This is a genomic window from Bradyrhizobium denitrificans (assembly GCF_013179005.1).
Lineage (GTDB): Bacteria > Pseudomonadota > Alphaproteobacteria > Rhizobiales > Xanthobacteraceae > Bradyrhizobium > Bradyrhizobium denitrificans.
The window spans coordinates 246499-272749 of record NZ_JABFDP010000003.1 but is presented as its reverse complement, the minus strand read 5'-3'; the positions used below and the strand labels follow the sequence as shown (position 1 = coordinate 272749).

The following is a 26251-nucleotide window of genomic DNA, read 5'->3' as shown; positions in this document are numbered from 1 at the left end:
TGTCGCAGCGGACAGGTCTTAAGCCTTCGATAACCATCCTGGGCGCCAATGGGCTGCTTCCCTAAGGCTCAGGTGAACGTCCGATGCTCTCCCGTGAAGAACGCAATCCGCTGTCCGATTGGTGGTGGACGGTCGACAAGCCGCTGCTCGGCGCGATCCTGGCGCTGATGCTTTGCGGGGTGATCCTGTCGCTGGCGGCGAGCCCGCCGGTCGCGACGCGCATCGGGCTCGACGCGTTCCACTTCTTCAACCGCCACGTCCTGTTCCTGCTGCCGTCCTTCATCGTGCTGATCGGCGTGTCCTTCCTGTCGCCGCGGCAGATCCGGCGCAGCGCGCTGGTGGTGTTCGCGATCGCCATCGTGCTGATCGTGCTGACGCTCGCCGTCGGCCCGGAGGTGAAGGGCTCGCGGCGCTGGATCACGCTGGTCGGCGTCAACATCCAGGCCTCGGAAGCGGCCAAGCCGGCCTTCGTCGTCGTCGCCGCCTGGCTGTTCTCGGAATCTGCGCGGCGGCCGGACATGCCGGCGACCACGATGGCGCTTGTGCTGCTGTTGATGCTGGTGTCGCTCCTGGTGATGGAGCCGGATTTCGGTCAGACCATGCTGATCCTGATGGTCTGGGGCTCGCTGTTCTTCATCGCCGGCATGCGCATGATCTGGGTCGCCGGCCTCGCCGGGGCCGCGGCCGCCGGTCTGTTCGGCGCCTATCTGCTGGTCCCGCACGTCGCCGGCCGCATCAAGCGCTTCATGAACCCGGCGTCCGGTGACACCTTCCAGGTCGACACGGCCATGGAGGCGTTCTCCAATGGCGGCTGGTTCGGCCTCGGGCCGGGCGAGGGCATCGCCAAGCGCAGCCTGCCGGACAGCCACACCGATTTCGTGTTCGCGGTCGCGGCCGAGGAGTTCGGCATCATCCTGTGCCTGGCGCTGGTTGCATTGTTCGGCTTCATCGTGATCCGCACCTTGTCGCGCGCCTATGCCAGCGAGGACGGCTTCTCGCGCTTTGCGGCGTCGGGCCTCGCGATCCTGTTCGGCATCCAGGCGGCGATCAACATCTCGGTCAACCTGCAGCTGATCCCGGCCAAGGGCATGACCTTGCCCTTCATCTCCTATGGCGGCTCCTCGATCGTGTCGCTCGCCTATGGTGTCGGCATGATGCTGGCGTTGACGCGGCAGCGGCCACGGATCGAAGCCGAGGCCACCGACGCTGCGGGGACGCTGCGCAATTATGCGTAAGCCGCCTCGCTCGCAATGACGACATATTGGCTGTAAACAAGCGCGCATGACCTCTTCTGCGCCCCTCATTCTGCTGGCCGCCGGCGGCACCGGCGGTCATCTGTTTCCGGCCGAAGCGCTCGGTGTCGAGCTGATCAAGCGCGGCTACCGGGTCCGTCTCGTCACCGATGCGCGCGCGCTGCGCTACAGCGGCCTGTTCACCAAGGACATGATCGATGTGGTGCCGAGCGAGACGGTACGCAGCCGTTCGCCGGTGGCGCTCGCCCGCACGGCGCTGCTGCTCGGCACCGGCACGCTGGCCGCCTTCAACCTGATGCGGCGGCTCAAGCCGGCCGCCGTGATCGGCTTTGGCGGCTATCCGACGGTGCCACCGCTGCTGGCGGCGCGGCTCGCCGGCGTGCCCAGCCTGATCCACGATGCCAATGCCGTGCTCGGCCGTGCCAACCGTTTCCTGTCGGCCCATGTGAAGGCGATCGCCACCTCGTTGCCGGGCGTGCTCGACCGCGATCCGGCGCTCTCTGGAAAGACTACCACCGTCGGCACGCCGATGCGTCCCGCCATTCTCGAAGCGGCCGCGGTGCCCTATGCCGCGCCTGAGACCGCAGGCCCGCTGCGGCTGCTGGTGGTCGGCGGCAGCCAGGGCGCCCGCGTCATGAGCGACGTCGTGCCCGGCGCGATCGAGCGGCTCGAGCCCGCTCTATGGAGCCGGCTGGTGCTGACCCAGCAGGTCCGCCAGGAGGACATGGCGCGGGTCCGCGCCGTGTATGACCGGCTCAAGATTAATGCCGAGCTGCAGCCGTTCTTCACCGATTTGCCGGCCCGTCTCGCCGCCAACCATCTCGTGATCTCGCGCTCGGGCGCGGGCACTGTCGCGGAGCTCGCCGCGATCGGCCGGCCCTCGATCCTGGTGCCGCTGCCGGGGGCCATCGATCAGGATCAGTACGCCAATGCCGGCGTGCTGTCGGACGCGAATGCCGCGATCCGGATCGTGCAGAGCGACTTCACGTCCGATCGGCTGGCTTCGGAGATCTCGGCGCTCGCCGCCGAGCCGGTGCGCCTGGCGGCCATGGCACAGGCCGCCCGCGCCGCCGGCCGGCTTGATGCCGCGGAGCGTCTGGCCGATCTCGTGATCAAGACCGCAGGGCTCTGATTGGTCGGGCGCGCGGTGATCCGATGACGAACCGGAGCGCTGACGCGCGCGCCATCGCGGGGGACGATCATCCGATGCGTTTGCGCGACCATCCATCCTTCGCGCCCGTGTTCGTTGGATTCTGCGACCAGCTGATTGCGCCGCTGCGTGGCCAGCGCCTGATGATCAAGCTGTTCGGTCAGCGCGCCCCGACGGAAATCGTGGCGCACATCGTGATGATGCATATGTCAGCGCGCCAGCCGGTCGAGCGCCCGACCCTGACCCGTCTGCAGATGCGGCTGCCGGGGCCGCGGCAGACCGCGGCCTTTGTCGCGGTGCTGCGGGGTCTGTCGCTGGTCACCATCGAGCGCGATCCCGGGGACGGCCGGATCCGTTATCTCGTGCCAGGATCCGTCATCCTCGAAGGTCTGCGAGGTTGGCTTGCCCTGCATCTGGATTGTCATGCGCGACTGACTGAGGCCGGCGGATTGAGCGTTCGACTGCGGGACGACCAGAGCTTCTACGCGGAGACGATCCGGCAATGCGCGACCTGGCTCTGCCGCGACAGCCGGCCCCTGACCGGATTTCCGGATCTGGCCTGGACCGACGAGCACGATAGCGGCATCCACCTGGCGCTCACGCTCGTCGCGCGGTCCGCCGCTGGGCGCCACGTCGTCGACGTGTCCACGGCGGAGCTTGCAACGATGCTGGGCGTCTCGCGCTCCCATATCCGCAATCTGCTGGCGGCGATGGAAGAGCGCCGGCTGCTGCGTTTCGACGACGGACGCCGGCGCCTGACGCTGATGCCGGGTTTCGTGGCGTCCGTGGAGGCCTGGTTCTGTCACCAGGTGACCTGGCTCGCGGCCGCAGCCGCGCGTGCCGATCGCGCGCTGCAGCCGGCGTGACGCGTCAGATCATCGTGACCCGGCCGGAGCCGATGTCATAGATGCCGCCGACGATCTTCACCTTGCCCTCGGCGACCATGCGGCCGACGATCGGCTTGGCGGTCGACAGGCGCCGGACATTGCTGCGCACGTTCTCCGCCGTGGCCTCGGCCAGCAGGTCCTGCGGCTTCTTCGCGATCGCAGCCTCCACGCCGGGCTTCAGCGCATCGATCAGGGTCGGAAGGTGGCCCGGCAGCCTGGTGCCGTCCTTGAGGACCTTGATGGTGGCATCGATGGCGCCGCAGCCGCTGTGGCCGAGCACCAGCACGAGCGGCGTACCCAGGAACTTGACGCCATATTCCAGGCTGGCGAGACCGTCGTCATTGACGAAATTGCCGGCGACCCGGACCACGAACAGCTCGCCCGGCGCCTGGTCGAACACCAGCTCCGGCGCCACCCGGGCATCGGCGCAGCTCACGATCGCCGCGATCGGATACTGGGCCGCGGCGCGCGCCGCACGGCCGGCCGAGAAATCCTTGTTGTCGAGATTGCCGGCGACGTAGCGGGCGTTGCCGTCGACGATGCGCTTCATCGCGTCGTCCGGAGAGATCGCATTCGGAGGGGGCACGACGCTGTTGCTTGCTCCCTTGGCGTCCTTCGCAAAGGCCGGCAGCGCGCCGACCGCCGCCGCGGCCAGGACGGCGCCGCCGCCGAGCAGTCGCCGGCGGGATAGGGCGGGAGATCGGGGTTCACACAGCGAGCACATCGGCAGGATTCTCCATTGAATATTGACGGTGCGCCCGGACCGCCCGTGCGCAGCACCAGCCATGCCACGCGCATTGCTGCGGAGGACGCGCAAAAATTGCAGGTATCCGGCTCGGGGCGGCTCGTCTGCGATCGCGCTTAACGAATCCTGAAAGCTGCCGGGCGGCCCAAATCGCTGCCGTCGGGCGGCTCAACACCGGCCAAAATCGGGCGAACGGCTTGCGAAATCGCAATATTGAGGGCCCGAGCGGACTTGTCCCGGTCGGTCATGTCTTGCAAGAAGGGCTGATGATTCGCGGCTGCGCCCTTCCCGAGGTGTGCCCGGAACCCTTGAGACGAGACGCCCATGAGACTGCCGCGCGAGATCGGACCCATCCACTTCGTCGGGATCGGCGGTATCGGCATGAGTGGCATCGCCGAGGTGCTGTGCAATCTCGGCTACACGGTGCAGGGCTCCGACGCTTCCGACAACGCCAACGTCGCGCGCCTGCGCGAGAAGGGCATCACGGTCAGCGTCGGGCACAAGGCCGAGAACGTCGCGGGCGCCGATGTCGTCGTCGTGTCGACCGCGATCAAGCGTGACAATCCGGAGCTGATGGCGGCGCGCGCGCAGCGCATTCCCGTCGTCCGGCGGGCCGAGATGCTGGCCGAGCTGATGCGGCTGAAGAGCTGCGTCGCGATCGCCGGCACCCACGGCAAGACCACGACAACGTCGATGGTGGCGGCGCTGCTCGATGCCGGCGGAATCGATCCGACCGTGATCAATGGCGGCATCATCAATGCCTATGGCACCAATGCGCGGCTCGGCGCCGGCGACTGGATGGTCGTCGAGGCCGATGAGAGCGACGGCACCTTCCTGAAGCTGCCGGCGGATGTCGCCATCGTCACCAATGTCGATCCCGAGCATCTCGATCATTTCAAGACCTTCGACGCCGTGCAGGATGCGTTCCGCGCCTTCGTCGAGAACGTACCGTTCTACGGCTTTGCCGTGATGTGCATCGATCATCCGGTGGTGCAGGCGCTGGTCGGCAAGATCGAGGACCGTCGCATCATCACCTACGGTGTGAACCCGCAGGCCGACGTGCGGCTGGTCGATCTCTCGCCCGCCAATGGCGGCTCGCGCTTCAAGGTCGTGTTCCGCGATCGCAAGAGCGGCGCGACGCACGAGATCTCGGACATCACGCTGCCGATGCCGGGCCGGCACAATGCCTCGAACGCAACCGCGGCGATCGCGGTCGCGCATGAGCTCGGCATTTCGGACGAGGCGATCCGCAAGGCGATCGCCGGCTTCGGCGGCGTCAAGCGCCGCTTCACCCGCACCGGCGAGTGGAACGGCGTCACCATCATCGACGATTATGGTCATCACCCGGTGGAGATCGCGGCCGTGCTGAAAGCGGCGCGTGAATCCACCAGCGGCAAGGTCATCGCCGTGGTGCAGCCGCATCGCTACACCCGCCTGCAGTCGCTGTTCGAGGAGTTCTGCACCTGCTTCAACGATGCGGACGCCGTCATCGTCGCCGACGTCTACCCGGCCGGCGAGGCGCCGATCGAAGGCATCGACCGTGATCATTTCGTGCTCGGCCTGCGCGCCCATGGTCATCGCGACGTGCTGCCGCTGCCGCAGGCCGCCGATCTCGCGGGCATCGTCAAGCGCCTCGCCAAATCCGGCGACCTCGTCGTCTGCCTCGGCGCCGGCAACATCACCCAATGGGCCTATGCCTTGCCCGACGAGCTCAAGGCGCTGGGGTAGGGGTGGTGAGCTTCGCCGACATCACGCCCGACCTCAAAGCTGCGATGCCCGAATTGCGCGGGCGGCTGCTGGCCAATGAAGGTCTGGCGCCGCTCACCTGGTTTCGCGTCGGCGGACCGGCGCAGGTGCTGTTCACGCCGGCGGATGCTGACGACCTCGCTTACTTTCTGAAGCATCTTCCGGCCGAACTGCCGGTCTATGTGATCGGGGTCGGCTCCAATTTGATCGTGCGCGACGGCGGGGTGCCGGGCGTCGTGATCCGGCTGGCGCCGCGGGCGTTCGGCGAGGTCAAGGCCGACGGCGACATCGTGACGGCCGGCACCGCGGCGCTGGACAAGCGGGTGGCCGAGGTCGCGGCATCAGCCAATCTCGCCGGTCTCGAATTCCTGTTCGGCATTCCCGGCACCATCGGCGGCGCGCTGCGCATGAATGCGGGCGCCAATGGCGGCGAGACCAAGGACATCCTGGTCGAGGCGACCGCGATCGACCGCCAGGGCGTGACGCACCACTTCACCAATGCCGACATGAACTTCACCTATCGCGCGAGCGGCGCCGATCCGTCGCTGATCTTCACGGCGGCGCGCTTCCGCGGCAAGCCTTCGGATCCCGAAGCGATCCGGGGGCGCATGGCCGAGGTGCAGGCGCATCGCGAGACGGCGCAGCCGATCCGCGAGAAGACCGGTGGCTCCACCTTCAAGAACCCGCCGGGACATTCCGCCTGGAGGCTCGTCGATGCCGCGGGCTGCCGCGGGCTCAAGGTCGGCGGCGCGCAGGTTTCCGAGATGCATTGCAACTTCCTGATCAACACCGGCAACGCCACCGCCGATGACATCGAGACGCTCGGCGAGACCGTGCGTGAACGGGTCGAAGCGACATCGGGCATCGCGCTGCAGTGGGAGATCAAGCGGATCGGACTCAAGGCGAGGTAGGTTCGCCCGCCTCCTCAAACCCTTCCAGCGCAACTGCCGGCGCAGTTGCAGACCAGCCCGAGAAGACATTGATGCGCACTACGATTTTGTTCGGCGGCTCCAACAAGGAACGGCTTGTCTCGGTCGCCAGTGCGCAGGCTTTGCATGCGACGCTGCCCGATTCCGACCTCTGGTTCTGGGAGGCCGACGACACGGTGCATCGGGTGAGCGGCAAGGCGCTGGTCGCGCATGCCAGGCCGTTCGAGGAGCCGTTCACGGCCGACGGCCCGCGGATCGGGACTCTCGCTGATGCGCTCGACCGTGCCAAGGCGGAGGATCGCGTGCTTGTGCTCGCTTTGCATGGCGGCCGGGCGGAGAATGGCGAGCTTCAAGTGATGTGTGAGATGCGCGGCGTGCCGTTTACGGGCTCGAGCTCGGCTGCCTCGCATCTCGCCTTCGACAAGGTCGCCGCCAAGCGCTTTGCCGTGCTCGGCGGCGTCACGGTGGCAGAAGGCGTCTCGCTCGCCGATGCCGAGGCCGCACTGGCGCAGCATGGCCGGTTGATCGCCAAACCCGTCAAGGACGGCTCCAGCTTCGGCCTGATCTTTGTCAACGCGAAGCAGGATCTCGTCGCGGTCCGGGCTGCCGCAGCGACGGAGGAGTATCTGATCGAGCCTTTCGTCACCGGCACGGAGGCGACCTGCGGCGTGCTCGAGCAGCCGGATGGATCGTTGATCGCATTGCCGCCGATCGAGATCCTGCCGGCCGATGGCGCCTTCAACTATTTCGCCAAATATCTCGCGACCGCCACCAAGGAAATCTGCCCCGGCCGCTTCACGTCGGAGATCACGGCCGCGCTGCAGACCGAAGCCATCAAGGCACATCGCGCGCTGTCATGCGGCGGCTATTCGCGCAGCGATTTCATCGTCTCGGCCAATGGCCCGGTCTATCTGGAGACCAATACGCTGCCGGGGCTGACCGCGGCCTCGCTGTACCCGAAGGCGCTGGCCGCGCAGAACATCTCGTTCCGCGACTTCCTGCAGCAGCAGATCGACCTGGCGAAGCGCCGTGCGGCCCGGTAGCGCGTCCCCGGCAGGACCCCCGAAGGAACCCGGCTTGGCCGCCCTGCAGCGGTTCCTGTAGCCGGTAAAATGCTTAAGAATTCGAGACAAGGTCCTCAAAGATCGAAGAAAAAAATCGCCTGACCGGACCGATTTTACTTTTTGTTTACCAGGACGTCCGAAGGTTAACGCTGGCGCCTCAGTGGTGCTCGGCTGCCTTGAGCTGTCGTGACGAAACGCATCGCCGTGGTCACCAGCGTCCGGGCGGGTCGAGGTCGAGCGGCGCGGGTCCGCGACGTATTTGCGGACGCAACAGTTTGATGAGCTCGTGCAATGGATGGTGCAGGACGCCTCGCTCGATCGCAGAGGCCTCAAGCGAACCTGAAAGCCGCTGCCCTTGGCGCGGCGATCCTGCTGCGCGAGTATATCTCTGCCCGCCTTCCGCGCTTCCGCTTCCCCCGAGTCGGCAAACATGGCCGGGCATCTGGGGAGGGCGGCGCCAAGACGGCGCCGGCCGCGCTCGTGCCGGTGATTGATCGCGAGGCGCCGCCGCGCATCGTCGAACTGGTCGAACGTTATCTGCCGCATCGTCTCGGCACCGTGGCGACGGTCGGGCTGTTGTTCGGCAGCGTCTGGCTCGGCATCGTCAAGGGCGGCCACGCCCAGGACGTCAGCGCGGCCCTGTCCGATACCCGCAATGCGCTGGCCAACGCCGCGGGCTTCCGCATCACCGCGGTCGCGATCAATGGGCGCAAGCAGCTGACGCAGGACGAGGTGCTCGCCATCGGCGGGGTCACCGGCCGCTCCTCGCTGCTGTTCCTCGACGCCGCCGCAGTTCGCGACAAGCTCAAGGCCAATCCGTGGATCGCCGACGCGACGGTGCAGAAGTTCTTCCCCAACCAGCTGCAGATCGACATCGTCGAGCGCAAGGCGTTCGCGCTGTGGCAGCAGGACGGTCGGCTCTCGGTGATCGCCGATGACGGCGCCGTACTCGAACCCTATGTGTCGCGCCGTTTCCTGACCCTCCCGCTCGTCGTCGGCAAGGGCGCCGAAAGCCGCGCGCGCGATTTCCTGGCGCTGCTCGCCCGCTACCCGCAGGTGCGCGCCGTCACCAAGGCGGCGATTTTCGTCGGCGAGCGGCGCTGGAACCTGCGCACCAAGGACGGGCTCGACATCCGCCTGCCCGAGAACGACGTGGGCAACGCCCTGGCGTCGCTGAGCCGGCTCGATCAGGAGGACAAGCTGTTCTCGCGCGACATCGTCGCGATCGACATGCGCCTGCCGGATCGTCTGACCGTGCAATTGTCCGACGACGCCGCCAAAGCGCGCGAGGATCTGTTCAAGGACAAAGCCAAGTCCAAGAAGAAAGCCGGTGACGCATGACCGGCTTTGATCGTCAGACGCCGAAAACGCGCCCCATGGCGCAGAAGCGCACCGCGCTGGTCGCCTCGCTCGACGTCGGCACCAGCAAGATCGCCTGCATGATCGCGCGTCTCAGGCCGGCGCCGCCCAGCGACGCGTTGCGCGGCCGCACCCATGCGGTCGAGCTGATCGGCTACAGCCAGATCCAGTCACGCGGCGTCAAGGCCGGGGCCGTGGTCGATCCGGTCGCCTGCGAGCAGGCGGTGCGACAGGCCGTCGCGCTGGCCGAGCGGATGGCCAAGGTGCGGGTCGAGTCCGTGCTGCTGCCGGTCGCCGGCGGCCGCGTCATGGGGCATCTGATCGAGGCGACGTCGGACATTCGCGGCGGCGCCGTCACCCAGGCCGATGTCAGCCGGGTGACCTCCACCGGCATGCACCACGCCACCGGCGAGGGACGGGCGGTGCTGCATGCGCTTCCCGTCGGCTACACGCTCGACGGAGTGAAAGGCATTCGCGATCCTCGCGGCATGCTGGCGCGGCAGTTCGGCGTCGACATGAACGTCGTCACCGCCGATGCGACCGTGGCCAAGAATCTGATGCTCGTGGTCGAGCGCTGCCATCTCAATGTCGAGGCCATGGCGGCGAGCCCGTATGTTGCCGGGCTCTCGGTCCTCACCGACGACGAAGCCGATCTCGGCGCGGCGGTGGTGGAGATGGGGGCGGGCACCACGACGATCGCGACCTATTCGGGCGGGCGGTTCGTGCATGCGTCCGGATTTGCGCTCGGCGGGCATCACGTGACCATGGATCTTGCGCGAGGCCTGTCAGCGTGCATTGCAGATGCCGAGCGAATCAAGACGTTATATGGCACGGTGCTGACCGGCGGGTCCGACGCGCGTGAGTTGATGTCTGTTCCGACGGCCGGGGACAATGAGCGGGATGTTCCGCAAATCGTGTCCCGCGCCACCATCGCGAACATTGTCAGGCACCGCGCCGAGGAGATTTTTGAAATGGTCCGCGACCGGCTGAAGGATTCGCCCTTTGCGGCAGAACCCAAAGCGCGCGTCGTCCTCAGCGGAGGCGCCTCCCAGCTGACGGGTCTGGTCGAACTTGCGACCCGGATCCTCGACCGCCCGGTGCGGGTCGGCCGTCCGCTCGGCTTCGGCCGCCTTCCCAACGAAGCCAAGAACGCCGCCTTCGCGGTGCCCACCGGGCTGCTCGTCTATCCGCAATACGCGCATCTCGAACATGTCGAACCGCGGCATACGCGGCAGGTCGGGACAGGAACCGACGGCTACTTCGGAAAGGTCGGACGATGGCTACGCGAGGGCTTCTGATGACCATTTTCAGCTCCATGCGATTTTCACCAACACCACCCGCGGCCGGCGGCCGGGGCGAACCCACGCGCGCGTGATCGAGAGGCAACCATGGCACTCACTATTACCCCTCCTGATATCCACGAGCTGAAGCCCCGGATCACCGTGTTCGGCGTTGGTGGCGCGGGCGGCAATGCCGTGAACAACATGATCACGGCCGGGTTGCAGGGCGTGGACTTCGTCGTCGCCAATACCGACGCGCAGGCGCTGACGATGTCGAAGGCGCAACGCATCATCCAGATGGGCACGCAGGTGACCCAGGGGCTCGGTGCCGGTTCGCAGCCGGATGTCGGCGCCGCCGCCGCGCAGGAGGTGATCGACGAGATCCGCGATCATCTTTCGGGGGCGAACATGGTGTTCGTGACCGCCGGCATGGGCGGCGGCACCGGCACGGGTGCGGCCCCCGTCATCGCCAAGACCGCGCGCGAGATGAATATCCTCACGGTGGGCGTCGTCACCAAGCCGTTCCATTTCGAGGGCCAGCGCCGTATGCGCACGGCCGAGTCCGGCATCGCCGAGCTGCACAAGGTCGTCGACACGCTGCTGATCATTCCGAACCAGAACCTGTTCCGGGTGGCCAACGAGAAAACCACCTTCGCCGACGCCTTTGCGATGGCCGACCAGGTGCTCTATTCGGGCGTGGCCTGCATCACCGACCTGATGGTCAAGGAAGGCCTGATCAACCTGGACTTCGCCGACGTCCGCGCCGTCATGCGCGAGATGGGCAAGGCCATGATGGGCACCGGCGAGGCGTCGGGCGAGAAGCGCGCGCTGACCGCCGCGGAAGCCGCGATCGCCAACCCGCTGATCGACGATTCCTCGATGAAGGGCGCTCGTGGCCTGCTGATCTCGATCACCGGCGGCAAGGACCTGACGCTGTTCGAGGTCGACGAAGCCGCCACCCGCATCCGCGAGGAGGTCGACCAGGACGCCAACATCATCGTCGGCGCCACTTTCGACGAATCGCTCGACGGCCTGATCCGCGTCTCCGTGGTTGCCACCGGCATCGAGCAGGCGCAGTTCAACCGGAACGTCACGACTGCACAGCCGGCGGCGGCTGTCGCTCCGATTGCCGCCGCCCCGACCGCTCATGCGGGTCTTCCGGAAAGCCGTCTTGCCGACCTGACCGCGCGCCTGCGTGCCGACAATCAGCGTCTCGCCGAGCGCGCCGCCAAGCTGGAACAGCAGGCCTCGCAGGCCCCGGCCGTCGCGGGGCCCGCGCCGGTCGCTCCGGCGCCGCGTCCGGTGCCGAATGTCGAACGCGATACGCTGGCGGCGGTTGCCGCTGCCATGGCCAGCGAGCCTGCGCCCGCTGCTGCTCCGGTGCAGCCTGCATCCTATGGCGACGTGACGGTGCGGCCGATCGCCCAGAAGCCGTCCTTGTTCCCGGAACCGGAGACGCAGCGTGCCGCTCCGGTCGAACCCGCTGCCCCGCCGGAGACCTTCATCCCGCAGGCCGCTGAGCGCGTCCCGACCCGCGCGCCCCGGATGCCGAAGTTCGAGGATCTGCCAATGCCGGCCCAGGCCGAGATTCGGCAGGCCAGGGGCGACGAGGGGGAGGAGCATCCGCAGAAGACCCGGATGTCGCTGCTGCAGCGTCTCGCCAATGTCGGCCTCGGTCGTCGTGACGAGGAGAACGAGCCGCCGATCGCGTCCCGCACCGCGGGTCCGGCGATGCCGCAGATGCCACCGCTGCCGGAACGAAAGCCGCAGCGGAACGTTGCCCAACAGATCGCGAGTCACGAATCGCCGGTCTCGGAATATGCGCGCCGTCCCGCTCCGCAGGGATTGGACCCCCATGGCCGTCCTGCGCCTGTGGCGCCGGCGCCACAGGGCGACGATCATTTGGACATCCCGGCCTTCCTGCGCCGGCAGGCGACGTGAGAATTGTTACAGCACCGACGGTGCCAAACAGGCCCGGCTCGTGAGAGCCGGGCTTTTTGCTGCGCTCTCGGATGTCATTTGCAGCTGTTCAACTAACTGATTTTAAATGATTAATTATCTTTTGGGTGTTTGGATGGGGGACCGGAGGGTTAAGGCGGCGTTCCAGTTTGGTTAAGGCTTGGCGCGAATACGGCAGAGATGGGGTAACAATCCGTAAAGAAGCGTGAGTTGGCGCTCTTTGGGGCCCTCGATAAGGTCTGCCGTGACTTGGGGATACCTGAAAGTGAGTCGGTTTCGCGAGGGGCGGCCGGCGGGACATTCAGGTGGGGTCTTGGGCGATAGTCGATGAAATTCAGCCGGCAAACCACGCTTCGTTCGCAAGCCACCGTCACTGGTATCGGCGTACATTCCGGCACTCCCGTCAGCCTGACCCTCGGCCCCGCGCCGATCGACACCGGGATCGTGTTCGTCCGCACCGGCCTCGACGGATGCGACCGCGAGGTCAAGGCCGCCTTCAATTCCGTCACCGCCACCGAGCTTGCCACCGTTCTCGGTGACCGCAACGGTCCGCTCGTCTCGACCGCCGAGCATGTTCTGGCCGCACTGTGCGGCATGGGCATCGACAACGCCCTGATCGAGATCGACGGCCCCGAAGTTCCGATCATGGACGGCAGCGCAGCGCCGTTCGTGGCGGCGATCGACCAGGCCGGCATCCTCACCCAATCGGCTGCGCGCCGCTACATCCAGGTGCTCAAGCCGGTTCAGGTCGCAATCGGCCGCTCGGTCGGCGAGTTGCGTCCGAACAGCAGCGGTTTCCAGGTCGAGGTCGAGGTTGACTTCGCCAACGCCGTGATCGGCCGGCAAGCCTATCATTTCGAGCTCAGCCCGGAGCGCTTCCGTCGCGAGATCGCGCGGGCCCGGACGTTCGGCTTCATGAGCGACGTTGCCCGGCTCTGGAGCGCTGGTTACGCCCTCGGTTCCTCGTTCGAGAATTCGCTGGTGTTCGACGAAGAGCGCCTGCTCAATCCGGAAGGCCTCCGCTACGCCGACGAATGCGTCCGTCACAAGGTGCTCGACGCGATCGGCGATCTGGCGCTGGCCGGTCTGCCGATGCTCGGAACCTATCGCTCGGTTCGCGGCGGGCATAAGCTCAACCACGCGGTTCTGACCGCGCTGATGGCCGATCGCACCGCGTGGCGGGTGGTCGAAGGCGAGACGGTGCGTCGTCCGCGCGTTGCCGCAGAAGCGGTCGGCGGCATGGTTGGCGGCATGATCGCCCCCGCCTTCGGTCCGGATGTGTCCTGAGGTCTGACCGCACGTTCTCGACGACGGGATTCGGTGCAGCGAAGCTGCTGCGCCCACCCGCAGATCGCGTCACTCCAACTATTTTGTGACCGGCTGTGTCCGGGATGCGTCGGCACGTCGCATTCGGTTCGTCATCCGACTGTTTTCCAAAGGCTTTTTCCGCGCTAACCATGTTCGAATGCCGCCGTCCAGGTGTCGCCTTAATCCGGGCGAATTGCCTGCCTATGCGGTTGGTTGACGAAGGTTTTTCGATTAGAGAGGCCGGGGCGGCGTGATGCGCCCCAGGCAGGGATCATCCTTCCTTCGCGGTCATGAGACGGTGTTCATGGTACGCGGCGTAGATCAGATCACAGGCATCAGGTTCCAAAGAAGCATGTCGATACAGCGTCTCACGCGCGAAGTCCGTCATCCCGCAATGTCCGCCGGCCACAGCCTGCGTCTGGCGGCCTCGCTGGTCCTGCTCGCGCTGCCGCTGGCCGGTTGCGGCACCGGCGGGCTGTGGGACAAGTTCCTGGCCAAGGACGATACGTTCGTCGATGAGCCCGCGGACAAGCTCTACAATGAGGGCTTGTACCTCATGAACGAGAAGAAGGACGTCAAAGGCGCGACCAAGAAGTTCGAAGAGGTCGACCGACAACATCCTTATTCCGACTGGGCGCGTAAATCGCTGCTGATGTCCGCCTATGCGTCCTATCAGGCAGGCGACTATGACGGCTGTATCGGCGCGGCCACCCGTTATGTCACGCTGCATCCGGGCAGCCCGGACGCCGCCTATGCGCAATACCTGATCGCCGCGTCGCATTACGACCAGATCCCGGATATTAGCCGCGACCAGGGCCGGACCGAGAAGGCGATCGCCGCACTCGAAGAGGTGGTGCGCAAATATCCGAACTCCGAATACGCCACCAACGCCAAGGCGAAGATGGAGGGCGCCCGCGACCAGCTCGCCGGCAAGGAGATGGACGTCGGCCGCTACTACATGCAGAAGCGCGACTATACGGCGGCCATCAACCGCTTCAAGGCCGTCGTGACGCAGTATCAGACGACCCGCCACGTCGAAGAGGCGCTGTACCGGCTGACCGAGGCCTACATGACCATCGGGATCGTCGGCGAGGCCCAGACCGCCGCAGCCGTGCTTGGCCACAACTTCCCTGACAGTAAGTGGTACAAGGACGCCTATAACCTCGTGAAGTCCGGCGGCGTGGAACCCGAGGAGAACAAGGGCTCCTACATCTCCCGGGCCTTCAAGAAACTGGGTCTCGGCTGAGACGGTCCGGACCGCGAGTCGCGGTCCTGGTTTGTTCTATTTTCTTGTTTTGTTCTCGTTTTGCTGCTAGCGTCGAGTCGTTCGCTCAGGGGCTTCCCGCCCCGTTACGAAGGACTTGAGCCTCCATGCTGGCGCGACTGTCGATCCGTGACATCGTCCTGATCGAACGACTCGATCTCGAGTTTTCCAATGGGCTTGCGGTGCTGACCGGCGAGACCGGCGCCGGCAAGTCGATCCTGCTTGATGCTTTTGCGTTGGCCCTTGGCGGTCGCGGCGATGCCAGTCTGGTTCGCCACGGCGCCGAGCAGGGCCAAGTGACGGCCGTGTTCGAGATCGGCAAGGAGCATCCGGCCGCAAGGATCCTCGCCGCCAACGGCCTGGATGCCAATGGTGAGATGATCCTGCGCCGCGTCCAATATGGCGACGGCCGCACCCGTGCCTTCATCAACGATCAGTCGGTGAGCGTGCAGACGCTCAAGGCGATCGGCGCCACGCTGGTCGAGATCCACGGCCAGCATGATGAGCGTGCGCTGGTCGATGCCGCCACCCACCGCCGGCTCTTGGATGCCTTTGCGGGTCTGGAGAAGGACGTCGCCGCGGTCGAGGCGCTGTGGGCCGCGCGCCGGACCGCCGTCACGGCACTGGACCAGCATCGCGCGGGCATGGAACGGGCGGCCCGTGAGGCCGACTATCTGCGGCATGCCGCCGACGAGCTGAAGAAGCTGGCGCCGAAGGAGGGGGAGGAGACGCAGCTCGCCGCCCGCCGCACCGCGATGATGCAGGGCGAAAAGATCGCGGGCGATCTGCGTGATGCGCAGGATGCCGTGAGCGGTAACCAGTCGCCGATTGCAGCGCTCGCCGCCGCCGTGCGGCGGCTGGAACGGCGCGCGGTCAGTTCGCCGGCGCTGGTCGACCCGGCGGTGAAGGCGATGGATGCCGCGATCAACGCGCTGGAGGAAGCCGACCAGCATCTGACCGCCGCGCTCGCGGCGACCGATTTCGATCCGCTGGAGCTCGAGCGCATCGAGGAGCGCCTGTTTGCGCTGCGGGCGGCCGCGCGCAAATATTCGACGCCGGTCGACGGGCTGGCGGCGCTGGCGGCCAAATATGCCGCCGATGTCGTCCTGATCGATGCCGGCGCCGAGCAGCTGAAGAAGCTGGAAGCCGCGGCCGCCGCGGCGGATGGGCGTTATGCCGCGGCGGCAGCCAAGCTGTCGGCGGCCCGCAGCAAGGCGGCGGAGAAGCTGAACCGCGCCGTCCATGCCGAGCTCGCGCCGCTCAAGCTGGAGCGGGCCAAGTTCATGACTCAGGTCGACAGCGACGCCGACGCGCCGGGGCCGGAGGGCATCGACCGGGTCGAGTTCTGGGTGCAGACCAACCCCGGCACGCGGCCGGGCCCGATGATGAAGGTCGCCTCCGGTGGTGAGTTGTCGCGGTTCCTGCTGGCGCTCAAGGTGGTGCTGTCGGACCGCGGCTCGGCCCCGACGCTGGTGTTCGACGAGATCGATACCGGCGTGGGCGGCGCGGTGGCGGATGCCATCGGCGCCCGGCTGGCGCGGCTTGCCCATGGGGTCCAGGTCATGGCCGTCACCCATGCCCCGCAGGTGGCCGCGCGGGCCGATCAGCATCTCCTGATCTCCAAGGATGCGCTGGATCGCGGCAAGCGCGTCGTCACCCGCGTCAACACGCTCGCCACCCTGCACCGCCGCGAGGAGATCGCCCGCATGCTGGCGGGCGCTGAGGTCACCGCGGAGGCCCGCGCCGCCGCGGACCGGCTGCTGGAGGCGGCGGCGGCCTAGGTTGGAACGTCCCGAGACGGGGCGTCCTTTGATTGGGGCGTCCTGAGACTGGAGCGTCCTGGGCTGGAGCAGCCGGGCCGAACGGCTTTGGCACCACAGCGCGCATTGTGTACACCGTCATGCCCGGGCGCGCCTCACGGCCAGGCTTGGCCCCGCCCGCAATGACCCAGCATAGTGCGCAGCATGCCGAAGACAGCAAAACCGAAGAAGCCCGTGGACGTTGCGGAACTCACCAAGGCGCAGGCCAAGGTGGAATGGAAACGGCTCGCCTTGGAGCTCGAGGTCCATGATCGGCTCTACTACCAGGACGACGCGCCCAAGATCTCGGACGCCGAATATGACGAGCTGCGCCGTCGCTTCAACGCCATCGAGACACGCTTCCCGGAGCTCGTGAGCAGCGAATCTCCGTCGCAGAAGGTTGGCGCCACGCCCTCGGGCCGCTTCAAGAAGGTCCGGCATGCGGTGCCGATGCTGTCGCTCGACAACGCCTTCGCCGAGGAGGATGTGCGCGACTTCGTCGGCCGGATCGCGCGGTTCCTGAAGCTTGCCGATGATCGCATCGATTTCTCGGCCGAGCCGAAGATCGACGGCCTGTCGATGTCGCTGCGCTATGAGGGCGGTGAACTCGTCACCGCGGCGACTCGTGGCGATGGCGCGGAGGGGGAGGACGTCACCGCCAACATCCGTACGCTGAAGGACGTTCCGCAGAAACTGCATGGCGGCAATTGGCCTGATGTCTGCGAGGTCCGCGGCGAGGTCTATATGACCAAGCAGGCCTTCCTCGCGCTCAATGAGCGCCAGAAGGAGGCCGGCGACACCATCTTCGCCAATCCGCGCAACTCCGCCGCCGGCTCGCTGCGCCAGAAGGACCCGGCCATCACGGCCTCGCGGCCGCTCGGCTTCTTCGCCTATGCCTGGGGCGAGATCAGCGGCACACCGCCGGCGGAGACGCAGACCGGCATGATCAAATGGTTCGAGCAGTGCGGCTTCACCACCAATCCGCTCACCAAGCTGTGCCACTCGGTCGAGGAACTGATCGCGTTTCACCGCTCGATCGAGGAGCAGCGCGCCGAGCTCGACTACGACATCGACGGCGTCGTCTACAAGGTCGACCGTATCGACTGGCAGGAGCGGCTCGGATTCGTGTCGCGCACGCCGCGCTGGGCCATCGCGCATAAATTTCCCGCCGAGCGCGCCATGACGGTGCTCAAGGACATCGAGATCCAGGTCGGCCGCACCGGCTCGCTGACGCCGGTCGGCAAGCTGGAGCCGGTGGGGGTCGGCGGCGTCATCGTGCAGAACGTCACCTTGCACAACGAGGACTACATCAAAGGCATCGGCAACAAGGGTGAGGTGCTGCGCGAGGGACGCGACATCCGGATTGGCGACACCGTCGTGATCCAGCGCGCCGGCGACGTCATCCCGCAGGTGGTGGACGTCGTCATCGACAAGCGTCCCGCCCAGGCCAGGCCATTTCACCTCCCCAAGACGTGCCCTTGTCCCCTGCACACCGACGTCGTCCGCGAGGAGACGGCCACCGGTGAGGAGGGCTCGCGTGCACGCTGCACCGGCGAGTTCGCCTGTCCGTACCAGAAGATCGAGCACCTGAAGCTGTTCGCCTCGCGCCGCGCCTTCGACATCGATGGCCTCGGCGAGAAGCAGATCGCGTTCTTCTTCGAGCAGGGCTGGGTCAAGGAGCCCGCCGACATCTTCACCCTGCAGAAGCGCAACGCCAGACTGAAGCTGGAGGAGATCGAGGGTTATGGCGAGACCTCGGTGCGCAACCTCTTCAACGCCATTGACGCACGGCGCGAGATCGCGCTGGAGCGGTTCATCTATGCGCTCGGCATGCGCCATGTTGGCGAGACCACGGCGCTGGCGCTGGCGCGCGGCTATGGTTCATGGGATGCCTTTCACGAGGCCTGCCTGAAGGTGGCCGCGGGCGATGAGGAGGCGATCGCCGAGATGGACGCGCTCGATCAGATCGGCGACACCGTGATCAAGAGCGTCGCGGCTTACTTCGCCGAGGATCATAATCGCGGCATCGTCGAGCGGCTGACGCAGGAGGTGAAGATCCTCGATGCGGAGAAGCCGAAGCGCCATTCGCCGATCGCGACCAAGACGGTGGTGTTCACGGGCACGCTGGAAAAGATGACGCGCGACGAGGCCAAGGCCACCGCCGAGCGACTCGGCGCCAAAGTGTCGGGCTCGGTCTCGAAGAAGACCGACTACGTCGTCGCCGGTCCCGGCGCTGGCTCCAAGCTGAAGGACGCCCAGAAGCACGGCGTCCAGGTGCTCACCGAGGACGAGTGGCTGCAGCTGATCGCGGAGTAGCAACGCCGCGATGCGGTGCTGCAGACACCGGTTGCCACACCCGCCATTGTCATCATCGGCGACAGCGGATGATCCAGTATTCCAGAGGCAGTCCTCATCGAGACGACAGGCCTCGGCGTCCTGGATACCCGCCTTCGCGGGTATGATACCGAGCGTGACGCCCGGTTGTGCAGTCCCGCACATCGGGGTCACATCACCCCGGTTTCATCCTCCTCCGCCGCCTCGATCAGTTCCTTGGTGACCGTGACCGCCGTGCGCGGCACCAGGAAGATCATGCTGCAGGCGCAGGCCAGGGAGAGCGCCAGGATCGCCGATGTCAGCGGCAGCGTGGTCGCGTAATGACCGCCGAGATAGGCGCCGAGCTGCGACGTCAGCGCGCCCACGCCCATCTGCAGGAAGCCCATCGCGCCCGAGGCGGTGCCGGCGGCGCCAGGGCGCACGCTGATGGCGCCGGCGGCCGAGTTCGCCATGACCGCGGCATTGGCGAACATCAGCAGCATCTGCGTCCCGAACAGCACCGACGGCACCTGATTGAATCCGAACAGGCTCCACGTGAAGTTCAGCGCGGCGCCGGTGAGCTGCAGCCCCAGTCCGAACCAGATCAGCCGGTCGAGCGAATGGCGCGGCGCGTAGCGCACGCAGAACAGGTTGCCGACGAAATACGCAAAGCCCGTGGTCGCAAACCACGCGCCATATTCCGCCGAGGAGCGGCCCATCTGCACCTCGACGATATAGGGACCGCCGCCGGCGAAGGCGAAGATGATCTGCGACGCCAGCACCTGGCACAGCATGTAGCCGAGGAAGGCGCGGCTCTTGACGAGGGCCGTGACATCGCGCCGGAAGCTCGCCCCTTCGACGCGGGTCGGACGTGTTTCCGGCAGTGCCATCGTCACGGCGATGGCGACGGCAACCGAGACGGCGGCGACGACGTAGAAGATCGCATGCCAGCCGAACGCGATCTCGATCAGGCCGCCGGTGAGCGGCGATAGCATCTGCGCGATCATCATGACCGCAACGACGAGGCTGATCATCGCCCCGATCCGCTCACGCGGATAGAGATCGCGGATGATGGCGCGGCTGATCACCATGCCGCTGGCGCCGCCGAGCGCCTGGAAAAAGCGGGCCGCGATCAGTTGGGGCAGGGTGGCAGCGAAGATGCAGCCGAAGCTCGCAACGATCGACAATGCCAGCCCCGCCAGCATCACCGGCCGCCGGCCGAACCGGTCCGACAGCGGACCGAGCAGCAATTGCGAGATCGCGATGCCGATCATGTAGAACGACACCGTCATCTGGACCACGGAGGCATCGCGCCCGAACGTGGTGGCCAGCAGCGGCAGTGCCGGGACCAGCAGATAAAGCGAGATCGGCGCCAGCCCAGTCATCACGACCAGCAGGATCAGCACCGTGCGCGAGGGAGCCGCCTGGATGGTCGCGGTCCGGGGCGGTCTGCTGATCATTCCATGCATCGAACGCGTCGCTCAGGTCATGTCGAACGCGTCCGAATGTAGCGAGCTTCCGTGCCGCGGAAATGCCTGTTTCCGCATGCGGCCATGTCCGCAGCGGCGGCCGTTCCGCAGCGCCGCCGCCCGATGGGGCAGGCGCTGCCCCGGGCGACGGCACGCCGTCTGCCGGATGTGCAGCGTCCTGCTGCGCCGTCCTGGCATGATCCGTAAACGCCTCTTAGAGTGGGGCGGTCGCTTGATCGAGCCAGTGCTGGTCGGCTTCGTCGAGCGCCGGACGGACGGTCTCCCTGACCCTTGCATGATAGGCATCGAGCCATGCGCGCTCCTCGGCGCTCAGCATGGCCACGTCGATCAGGCGGCGGTCGATCGGCGCCAGCGTGAGCGCCTCGAAGCCGTTCATCGTCTTCTCCGCGCCTGCGATCTCCTTTTCCACCACGAGCTCGAGATTCTCGATGCGGATGCCGAACGCGTCGGTCTTGTAGTAGCCGGGTTCGTTCGACAGGATCATGCCACGCTTCAGCGGCGTGGTGCCGAGCTTGGAGATCCGCGCCGGCCCCTCATGCACCGAGAGATAGCTGCCGACGCCGTGGCCGGTGCCGTGCTCGAAATCGATGCCGGCCTGCCACAGGAACTGCCGCGCCAGCGTGTCGAGCTGGGCGCCTGTGGTGCCGTCGGGAAAGATCGCGCGCGCGATGGCGAGATGCCCGCGCAGCACGCGGGTGAAGCGGTCGCGCATCTCCCCGGTCGGCGTGCCCACGGCGATCGTCCGCGTGACATCGGTGGTGCCGTCTTGATATTGCGCGCCGGAATCGATCAGCAGCAGATCGCCCGGCACAATGCGCCGGTTGCTCTTCCGGGTCACACGGTAATGGACGATCGCACCATTGGGGCCGGTGCCCGAAATGGTCGGGAACGACACGTCCTTGAGCGCAGCGGTGTCGCGGCGGAAGCTCTCCAGGGCCTCCACCGCATCGATCTCGGTCAGCGTGCCCTTCGGGGCTTCGCGGTCGATGAAGGCGAGGAAGCGCGCCAAGGCGACCGCGTCGCGTCGATGGGCGCGGCGTGTGCCTTCGATCTCGACTTGGTTCTTGGCCGCCTTGAGCAGGCTGACGGGATCGGCGCCGCGCACCGGCTTGCCGCCGGCGTCCAGGATCAAGCGTGTCAGGGCGTCGGCCGCCGTGGCGCTATCGAGTGCGATGGCCGCGCCCGACTGGGCCAAGCGGCCCAGGCTGGCCGTCAGCGCATCCGGCTCGGCCACGTCGGCGTTCCGCTCGAGGTGATCGCGCGTGACATTCGAGAGCTTGCGGTGATCGATGAAGATGGTCGGCCGCCCGCTCTTCGGCACCACCGCATAGGACAGCGGCAATGGCGTGTGCGAGACGTCGCTGCCGCGAATGTTGAAGGTCCAGGCGACGTTGTGGGAGTCGGACAGGACCAGCGCCTCGACGCCGAGACGGCCGATCTCCTCGCGGATCCGGCCAAGCTTGTCCGCCTCGCTTTCGCCCGCTAATTCCGCGCCGTGGATGGACACGGGACCGAGCGGCGGCAGCGGGCGCTCGGTCCAGATGCTGTCGATCGGATTGCCTTCGACGGCGACCAGCTCGGCCCCGACCTTGGCGCAGGCCGCGGCGAAGCGCTCGGCCGCCGCGGTCGTATGCAGCCAGGGATCGAAGCCCACGCGGTCACCGCTCTGCAGATGACGGGTCAGCCAGCTCTCCGGCGGCGGCTCGATGAGTGATTCCACCGTCCAGGCCTTGCCGTCGACCTGCTTGCCGGCCTGCAGCGTGTAGCGGCCATCGACGAACAAGCCGGCCGCCTGCGGCAGCACGATTGCGAGGCCCGCCGAGCCGGTGAAGCCGGTGAGCCAAGCCAGCCGCTCCTCGGAGGGCGGCACATATTCGTTCTGCTGCTGGTCGGCGCGCGGCACGATGAAGCCGGTGAGCTTGCGCCGGGCAAGTTCCTCGCGCAGCGCCGCGAGGCGGGCCGTCAAGGCGACGCCGGCTTCGGGATCTTCGAATGTCTGGAAGTGAGCTTCGAACATCGTTCTCATACTTTAGGAGAGGGTCTTGTCAGCCGCAGACTATCCTCCGCGCAACAGTGCAGTGCACGAAGAATCTCCTTGCATTCGCCTGTGCAAAAAGATTTGCTGTCGCATGTCGGTCATCCGAAAGAGATGCGACGAGGAAACGTTTGGATGGCGGCCACGATCGTCAAGATCACCCACGGTCGCACAATCCGGGGAGTGCCTCAACTCAACGACGAGGGGACGCACAATGCCTGCATTTACCTTCGAAAAACTGTCAGCTCCGGCCTCGCATGGTCCGGCGCCTGCGGTCGCCGAGAAACCGCGCAGCAGACTTGCTGGCTTGGTCAATCGTCTTGTCGAACCCCGTATCCGCCGTCCATCGGGCGGCCAGCCCGAAGCCAGCGATTCACGCGCGAAGCCGCAGAAATGACGCCGGGGCTGATCCGTTGATGGACCTCACCGATCCCTAGGCATCGGTCAGTCTGGCCCGGTTCAGTCTGACCCCGTTCAATCTGAGTTCGTTCAGTCGGACTTCGCTCAGTCTGACCTAGATCAGTCCGACTTGCGCAACAGCAGGCTGCTCCAGCCCTCGATGCGCAGATGCCGGACCGGAACCAAGCCGCGGGCGCGATAGGCTGCGATGACGCTGCGGGCCTGGGTGGTCAGCAATCCAGACAGAATCACATCGGCCGAACGCGCCAAATGGCGTTGCATCGGACTTGCCAGCTGCCGCAGCGGATTGGCCAGGATATTGGCCAGCACGAGGTCGAAGGGGCCGGCCTTGGCGAAGTCTTCCGCGGCAAAGCCGGTCGCCCTGATCACGCGAACCAGCGGCCCGACGCCGTTGAGCCGGGCATTCTCCCGCGCCACCGCCACCGAAGGCGGATCGATGTCGCTGGCGAGAACGGAGCGATGTTGGGCCTTGGCGGCGGCAATCGCCAGCACGCCGGTTCCCGTGCCCAGATCGAGCACCCGCCGCGGCACGCGGGATTTCAAGATATGGTCCAGCAGCAGCAGGCAGCCACGCGTGGTGCCGTGATGACCGGTGCCGAACGCGAGCGCCGCCTCGATCTCGATCCCCAATTTGTTGTCCGGGACGCGGCTCCGGTCGTGGCTGCCGTGGACCACGAAGCGTCCAGCGGGCACGGGCACGAGGTCGTCCAGGCTCGCTTTGACCCAGTCCTTGGCCTCGACGACAGCGAAATTGAGGGTCTGGACCACCTGGGGACCGGCGGCCCCGCCGATCAGTTCACGGATCAGGTCCTGATCAGGCGGATCGGCAAAATGAACGGTCACATCCCATAGCAGGTCGGGCCGCTCGAAAGCAGCAACCGCCGCATCGCCCTCGAAGAACACTTCCGTCAGGACATCCACAGCCTGGCGGGCGGTGGCTTCGTCTGCAACGGTGAAACTGGCCTTATGGGTTGCCGGCGTGGCTGTCGAGGTCATCACGGATCCTGGGAACATTCGACGGCGTGGTTAAGCGATTTCCCTGTCAACGCAAGCGAGACGATCCAACGGAGGCCAAAAATCCTGCAACTGTCGATTGCGCGCGGGTGCTGAAGCGCTTCCCATAAAAGTCTCGCAGCAATTGCTTCAAAACCGCCCGGAACTTGAACCAGGCGTGTTAGACCAGCCTTAGCTTCTGCACCGTAATGTTCCCGTCATGGGAACCACGCGATCCTCGGTTCCCGGGCTGGAAACGAGGTACAGATGACAAATTTCCTTTTGAAGTTCCTGCGCGACGAATCCGGTGCCACGGCCATCGAGTATGGTTTGATTGCAGCCGGCATTTCCCTGGCGATCATTGCGGCCGTGAACGGCCTGGGCACGTCGCTGAGCAGCAAGTTCGAGTCGATCAACAGCTCTCTGAAGTGATCTGCTCTGCGGTGATCTGCTCCTTGACGGCGTTCTCGAGAACCGGGCCCTGGGCCCGGTTTTTCATTTGGTGGAAGCGATTTCCACCATTGATCCACGGGGTGTGGACCGGGTTGTTCACCGGCTTGCCCAGCGCTTGTGCCGGCACCGTCAACAGCTCGGTCCACCGTTGACCCACAGACCTTTCCACTCCTGTTACACGACTTGTCCTCAGCCGAACAGCGCCCGATGGTCGGCCAGAATTGCCTGCGCCGCATTGCGGCCAGGGGCGCCGGTGACGCCGCCGCCAGGATGGCTGCCGGCCCCGCAATGATAGAGACCCTTGAGCGGTGAGCGGTAGTCGGCGTGACCCAGCATCGGCCGGGCCGAGAACAACTGGTTGAGGGTCAGCGCGCCATGGAAGATGTCGCCGCCCAGCAGCCCGAACTGTCGTTCGAGGTCGAGCGGGGACAGCACCTGGCGTCCGATTACACTGGCGGCGAAACCGGGGGCGTAGCGGTCGACGGTCGCGATCATGAGATCGGCCACCTCGTCGCGGTGGTCGTCCCAGGAGCGGCCATCCGGCAGCTCCGGCGCGACATGCTGGCAGAACAGGCTGGCGACGTGCTGACCGGGCGGGGCAAGCGTCGCATCGAGCGTCGACGGGATCAGCAACTCGACGACCGGATCGCGGCTCCAGCCGGCCATTTTCGCATCGAGATAGGCCTGCTCCATATAGCCCAGGCTCGGCGCCAGGATGATGCCGGCCGACAGATGGTCACCTTCGCCAGGCAGCGCGCTGAAAGAGGGCAGGCGGCTGAGCGCCACATTCATGCGGAACGTCCCGGAGCCGTTGCGCCAGTTCCGGATCCGGCCCAGGAACGGCTCAGGCAGGGCGTCCGCCGGGACCAGCCGGGTGTAGAGCAGCTTCGGATTGACGTTGGCGGCGACATAGCGGGCGCGGATCGTGCGGCCATCCTCCAGCGTGACGCCGCTGGCCCGGCCCCGCTCGACGATCACCTCGCGCACGGGCGCGTTGACCTCGATCAGCGTACCCAGCTCCTTCAGGGCACGGGACATGGCCTGCGTGATCGCGCCCATGCCGCCGATGGCGTGACCCCACACGCCCTTCTTGCCGTTCACCTCGCCGAACGCGTGATGCAGCATCACATAGGCTGAACCGGCCGCGTAGGGGCTGGCATAATTGCCAACGATGGCGTCGAAGCCGAACAAGGCCTTCACCAGATCTGTCTCGAAAATGTCGTCGAGCATCTCGCCGGCGGAGCGCGTGAACAGATCGAGCAGGTCGCGCTGCTGCTCGAGCGACAGCGCGCGCAACGTGTTGGCCGTGCCGAGGGCGTTGACGGCCTCGCGGATGGCGGCGAGCCCGAACTGCGGCACGAGATTCGGCGGCGCCCGCAGCACCAGGCTGCGCAGGACGTCGGCGATCGCTTCCAGCCGCGCCGAGAATGGACCGATCGCGTCGGCGTCGCGCCGGCTGAGCCGCGCGACGGACGCCTGGGTGCGGCCTTCTCCGGTCAGCAGGAAGCGTCCATCGGGCGCAGGCAGGAAGTTCTGCGCGCGACGCTCGACGATCTGCAACCCGTGCTCGTGCAGTCTGAGTTCGGAGATCACGCGCGGATTGAGCAGGCTCACGGTGTAGGAGGCGACGGAGTTGCGGAAGCCGGGATGAAACTCCTCCGTCACCGCCGCGCCGCCGACCACCTTGCGGCGTTCGACCACATGCACGCGCAAGCCCGCCATTGCGAGATAGGCGGCACAGGTCAGGCCGTTATGGCCGGCGCCGATGATGATCACGTCGGTTTCGTTCATGTTCGCTTCAAAA

General features: G+C 66.4%; 20 protein-coding genes. 14 read left to right on the top strand and 6 right to left on the bottom strand.

The window, feature by feature from the left end; all coding sequences use genetic code 11:
• The first annotated feature begins 83 nt into the window (after window positions 1–83).
• From ftsW to HL671_RS04705, 3 genes are read left to right on the top strand one after another with little or no spacing between them, the layout of a single operon-like run.
• Entirely contained in the window at window positions 84–1235 is a 1152-nt protein-coding gene (gene ftsW, locus HL671_RS04715) for a putative lipid II flippase FtsW (RefSeq protein WP_012046048.1), read from the top strand.
• A gap of 46 nt (window positions 1236–1281) precedes the next feature.
• Window positions 1282–2385 (top strand): undecaprenyldiphospho-muramoylpentapeptide beta-N-acetylglucosaminyltransferase, encoded by a 1104-nt coding sequence (gene murG, locus HL671_RS04710; RefSeq protein ID WP_012046047.1) that lies wholly within the window; start codon window positions 1282–1284, stop codon window positions 2383–2385.
• A 23-nt stretch (window positions 2386–2408) separates the two neighbouring features.
• Window positions 2409–3269: a helix-turn-helix domain-containing protein gene (locus HL671_RS04705; RefSeq protein ID WP_246579715.1), complete on the top strand. Its 861-nt coding sequence runs from the start codon at window positions 2409–2411 to the stop codon at window positions 3267–3269.
• A 4-nt stretch (window positions 3270–3273) separates the two neighbouring features.
• Here the strand turns inward: HL671_RS04705 and HL671_RS04700 are convergent, their stop codons facing one another.
• Window positions 3274–4014 carry a carbonic anhydrase gene (locus HL671_RS04700; protein ID WP_012046045.1) on the bottom strand — a complete coding sequence of 247 codons (741 nt, stop codon included), beginning with the start codon at window positions 4012–4014 and terminating at the stop codon, window positions 3274–3276.
• Window positions 4015–4359: 345 nt separating this feature from the next.
• On the opposite strand from HL671_RS04700, the gene murC reads away from it, so the two are divergent.
• The 10 genes from murC to ligA all read left to right on the top strand — a co-directional run bounded on the left by murC (window position 4360) and on the right by ligA (window position 19059).
• Entirely contained in the window at window positions 4360–5763 is a 1404-nt protein-coding gene (murC, locus tag HL671_RS04695; RefSeq protein ID WP_172235744.1) for a UDP-N-acetylmuramate--L-alanine ligase, read from the top strand.
• Between the two features lie 5 nt (window positions 5764–5768).
• Window positions 5769–6692 (top strand): UDP-N-acetylmuramate dehydrogenase, encoded by a 924-nt coding sequence (gene murB / locus HL671_RS04690; protein ID WP_172235743.1) that lies wholly within the window; start codon window positions 5769–5771, stop codon window positions 6690–6692.
• 71 nt (window positions 6693–6763) lie between these two features.
• Window positions 6764–7753 carry a D-alanine--D-alanine ligase family protein gene (locus HL671_RS04685; RefSeq protein WP_172235742.1) on the top strand — a complete coding sequence of 330 codons (990 nt, stop codon included), beginning with the start codon at window positions 6764–6766 and terminating at the stop codon, window positions 7751–7753.
• A 312-nt stretch (window positions 7754–8065) separates the two neighbouring features.
• Complete coding sequence (locus HL671_RS04680) at window positions 8066–9115, top strand: cell division protein FtsQ/DivIB (RefSeq protein WP_172235741.1); 1050 nt, start codon at window positions 8066–8068, stop codon at window positions 9113–9115.
• Window positions 9112–10431: a cell division protein FtsA gene (gene ftsA, locus HL671_RS04675; protein ID WP_012046040.1), complete on the top strand. Its 1320-nt coding sequence runs from the start codon at window positions 9112–9114 to the stop codon at window positions 10429–10431. Before HL671_RS04680 ends, ftsA begins: the two co-directional genes overlap by 4 nt.
• Before the next feature lie 90 nt (window positions 10432–10521).
• On the top strand, window positions 10522–12354 hold the full coding sequence (ftsZ, locus tag HL671_RS04670) for a cell division protein FtsZ (protein ID WP_172235740.1): 1833 nt from the start codon (window positions 10522–10524) through the stop codon (window positions 12352–12354).
• Window positions 12355–12699: 345 nt separating this feature from the next.
• Window positions 12700–13659 carry a UDP-3-O-acyl-N-acetylglucosamine deacetylase gene (gene lpxC / locus HL671_RS04665; protein ID WP_012046038.1) on the top strand — a complete coding sequence of 320 codons (960 nt, stop codon included), beginning with the start codon at window positions 12700–12702 and terminating at the stop codon, window positions 13657–13659.
• A 373-nt stretch (window positions 13660–14032) separates the two neighbouring features.
• On the top strand, window positions 14033–14926 hold the full coding sequence (locus HL671_RS04660) for an outer membrane protein assembly factor BamD (protein ID WP_012046037.1): 894 nt from the start codon (window positions 14033–14035) through the stop codon (window positions 14924–14926).
• Window positions 14927–15051: 125 nt separating this feature from the next.
• Window positions 15052–16725: a DNA repair protein RecN gene (gene recN, locus HL671_RS04655; RefSeq protein ID WP_172235739.1), complete on the top strand. Its 1674-nt coding sequence runs from the start codon at window positions 15052–15054 to the stop codon at window positions 16723–16725.
• A gap of 183 nt (window positions 16726–16908) precedes the next feature.
• Window positions 16909–19059, top strand: coding sequence for an NAD-dependent DNA ligase LigA (gene ligA, locus HL671_RS04650; protein ID WP_172235738.1), 2151 nt, complete (start codon window positions 16909–16911; stop codon window positions 19057–19059).
• A 188-nt stretch (window positions 19060–19247) separates the two neighbouring features.
• Here ligA and HL671_RS04645 read toward each other — a convergent pair whose 3' ends face one another.
• The 3 genes from HL671_RS04645 to HL671_RS04635 all read right to left on the bottom strand — a co-directional run bounded on the left by HL671_RS04645 (window position 19248) and on the right by HL671_RS04635 (window position 23997).
• The gene (locus HL671_RS04645; RefSeq protein WP_172235737.1) at window positions 19248–20525 is read right to left on the bottom strand and encodes a multidrug effflux MFS transporter; all 1278 of its coding nucleotides are present in this window, start codon (window positions 20523–20525) and stop codon (window positions 19248–19250) included.
• A 214-nt stretch (window positions 20526–20739) separates the two neighbouring features.
• On the bottom strand, window positions 20740–22563 hold the full coding sequence (locus HL671_RS04640) for an aminopeptidase P family protein (RefSeq protein WP_172235736.1): 1824 nt from the start codon (window positions 22561–22563) through the stop codon (window positions 20740–20742).
• A 537-nt stretch (window positions 22564–23100) separates the two neighbouring features.
• A complete protein-coding gene (locus tag HL671_RS04635) occupies window positions 23101–23997 on the bottom strand; it encodes a 50S ribosomal protein L11 methyltransferase (RefSeq protein ID WP_172235735.1) in 897 nt (298 codons plus the stop codon).
• Between the two features lie 264 nt (window positions 23998–24261).
• On the opposite strand from HL671_RS04635, the gene HL671_RS04630 reads away from it, so the two are divergent.
• Window positions 24262–24426: a Flp family type IVb pilin gene (locus tag HL671_RS04630; protein ID WP_041750952.1), complete on the top strand. Its 165-nt coding sequence runs from the start codon at window positions 24262–24264 to the stop codon at window positions 24424–24426.
• On the opposite strand, the gene HL671_RS04625 is transcribed toward HL671_RS04630, so the two are convergent.
• Both HL671_RS04625 and HL671_RS04620 read right to left on the bottom strand, forming a co-directional pair.
• Window positions 24407–24580 (bottom strand): hypothetical protein, encoded by a 174-nt coding sequence (locus HL671_RS04625; RefSeq protein ID WP_172235734.1) that lies wholly within the window; start codon window positions 24578–24580, stop codon window positions 24407–24409. The genes HL671_RS04630 and HL671_RS04625 overlap by 20 nt on opposite strands.
• A gap of 56 nt (window positions 24581–24636) precedes the next feature.
• Window positions 24637–26238, bottom strand: a complete 1602-nt coding sequence (locus HL671_RS04620; protein ID WP_012046031.1) for a phytoene desaturase family protein — start codon at window positions 26236–26238, stop codon at window positions 24637–24639.
• Window positions 26239–26251 lie beyond the last annotated feature (13 nt).

Coding starts and splice junctions, on each gene's coding strand:
- ftsW (WP_012046048.1), top strand. CDS start 84: ATGCTCTCCCGTGAAGAACGCAATCCGCTGTCCGATTGGTGGTGGACG.
- murG (WP_012046047.1), top strand. CDS start 1,282: ATGACCTCTTCTGCGCCCCTCATTCTGCTGGCCGCCGGCGGCACCGGC.
- HL671_RS04705 (WP_246579715.1), top strand. CDS start 2,409: ATGACGAACCGGAGCGCTGACGCGCGCGCCATCGCGGGGGACGATCAT.
- HL671_RS04700 (WP_012046045.1), bottom strand. CDS start 4,014: ATGTGCTCGCTGTGTGAACCCCGATCTCCCGCCCTATCCCGCCGGCGA.
- murC (WP_172235744.1), top strand. CDS start 4,360: ATGAGACTGCCGCGCGAGATCGGACCCATCCACTTCGTCGGGATCGGC.
- HL671_RS04685 (WP_172235742.1), top strand. CDS start 6,764: ATGCGCACTACGATTTTGTTCGGCGGCTCCAACAAGGAACGGCTTGTC.
- HL671_RS04680 (WP_172235741.1), top strand. CDS start 8,066: ATGGATGGTGCAGGACGCCTCGCTCGATCGCAGAGGCCTCAAGCGAAC.
- ftsA (WP_012046040.1), top strand. CDS start 9,112: ATGACCGGCTTTGATCGTCAGACGCCGAAAACGCGCCCCATGGCGCAG.
- ftsZ (WP_172235740.1), top strand. CDS start 10,522: ATGGCACTCACTATTACCCCTCCTGATATCCACGAGCTGAAGCCCCGG.
- lpxC (WP_012046038.1), top strand. CDS start 12,700: ATGAAATTCAGCCGGCAAACCACGCTTCGTTCGCAAGCCACCGTCACT.
- HL671_RS04660 (WP_012046037.1), top strand. CDS start 14,033: ATGTCGATACAGCGTCTCACGCGCGAAGTCCGTCATCCCGCAATGTCC.
- recN (WP_172235739.1), top strand. CDS start 15,052: ATGCTGGCGCGACTGTCGATCCGTGACATCGTCCTGATCGAACGACTC.
- ligA (WP_172235738.1), top strand. CDS start 16,909: ATGCCGAAGACAGCAAAACCGAAGAAGCCCGTGGACGTTGCGGAACTC.
- HL671_RS04645 (WP_172235737.1), bottom strand. CDS start 20,525: ATGCATGGAATGATCAGCAGACCGCCCCGGACCGCGACCATCCAGGCG.
- HL671_RS04640 (WP_172235736.1), bottom strand. CDS start 22,563: ATGTTCGAAGCTCACTTCCAGACATTCGAAGATCCCGAAGCCGGCGTC.
- HL671_RS04635 (WP_172235735.1), bottom strand. CDS start 23,997: ATGACCTCGACAGCCACGCCGGCAACCCATAAGGCCAGTTTCACCGTT.
- HL671_RS04630 (WP_041750952.1), top strand. CDS start 24,262: ATGACAAATTTCCTTTTGAAGTTCCTGCGCGACGAATCCGGTGCCACG.
- HL671_RS04620 (WP_012046031.1), bottom strand. CDS start 26,238: ATGAACGAAACCGACGTGATCATCATCGGCGCCGGCCATAACGGCCTG.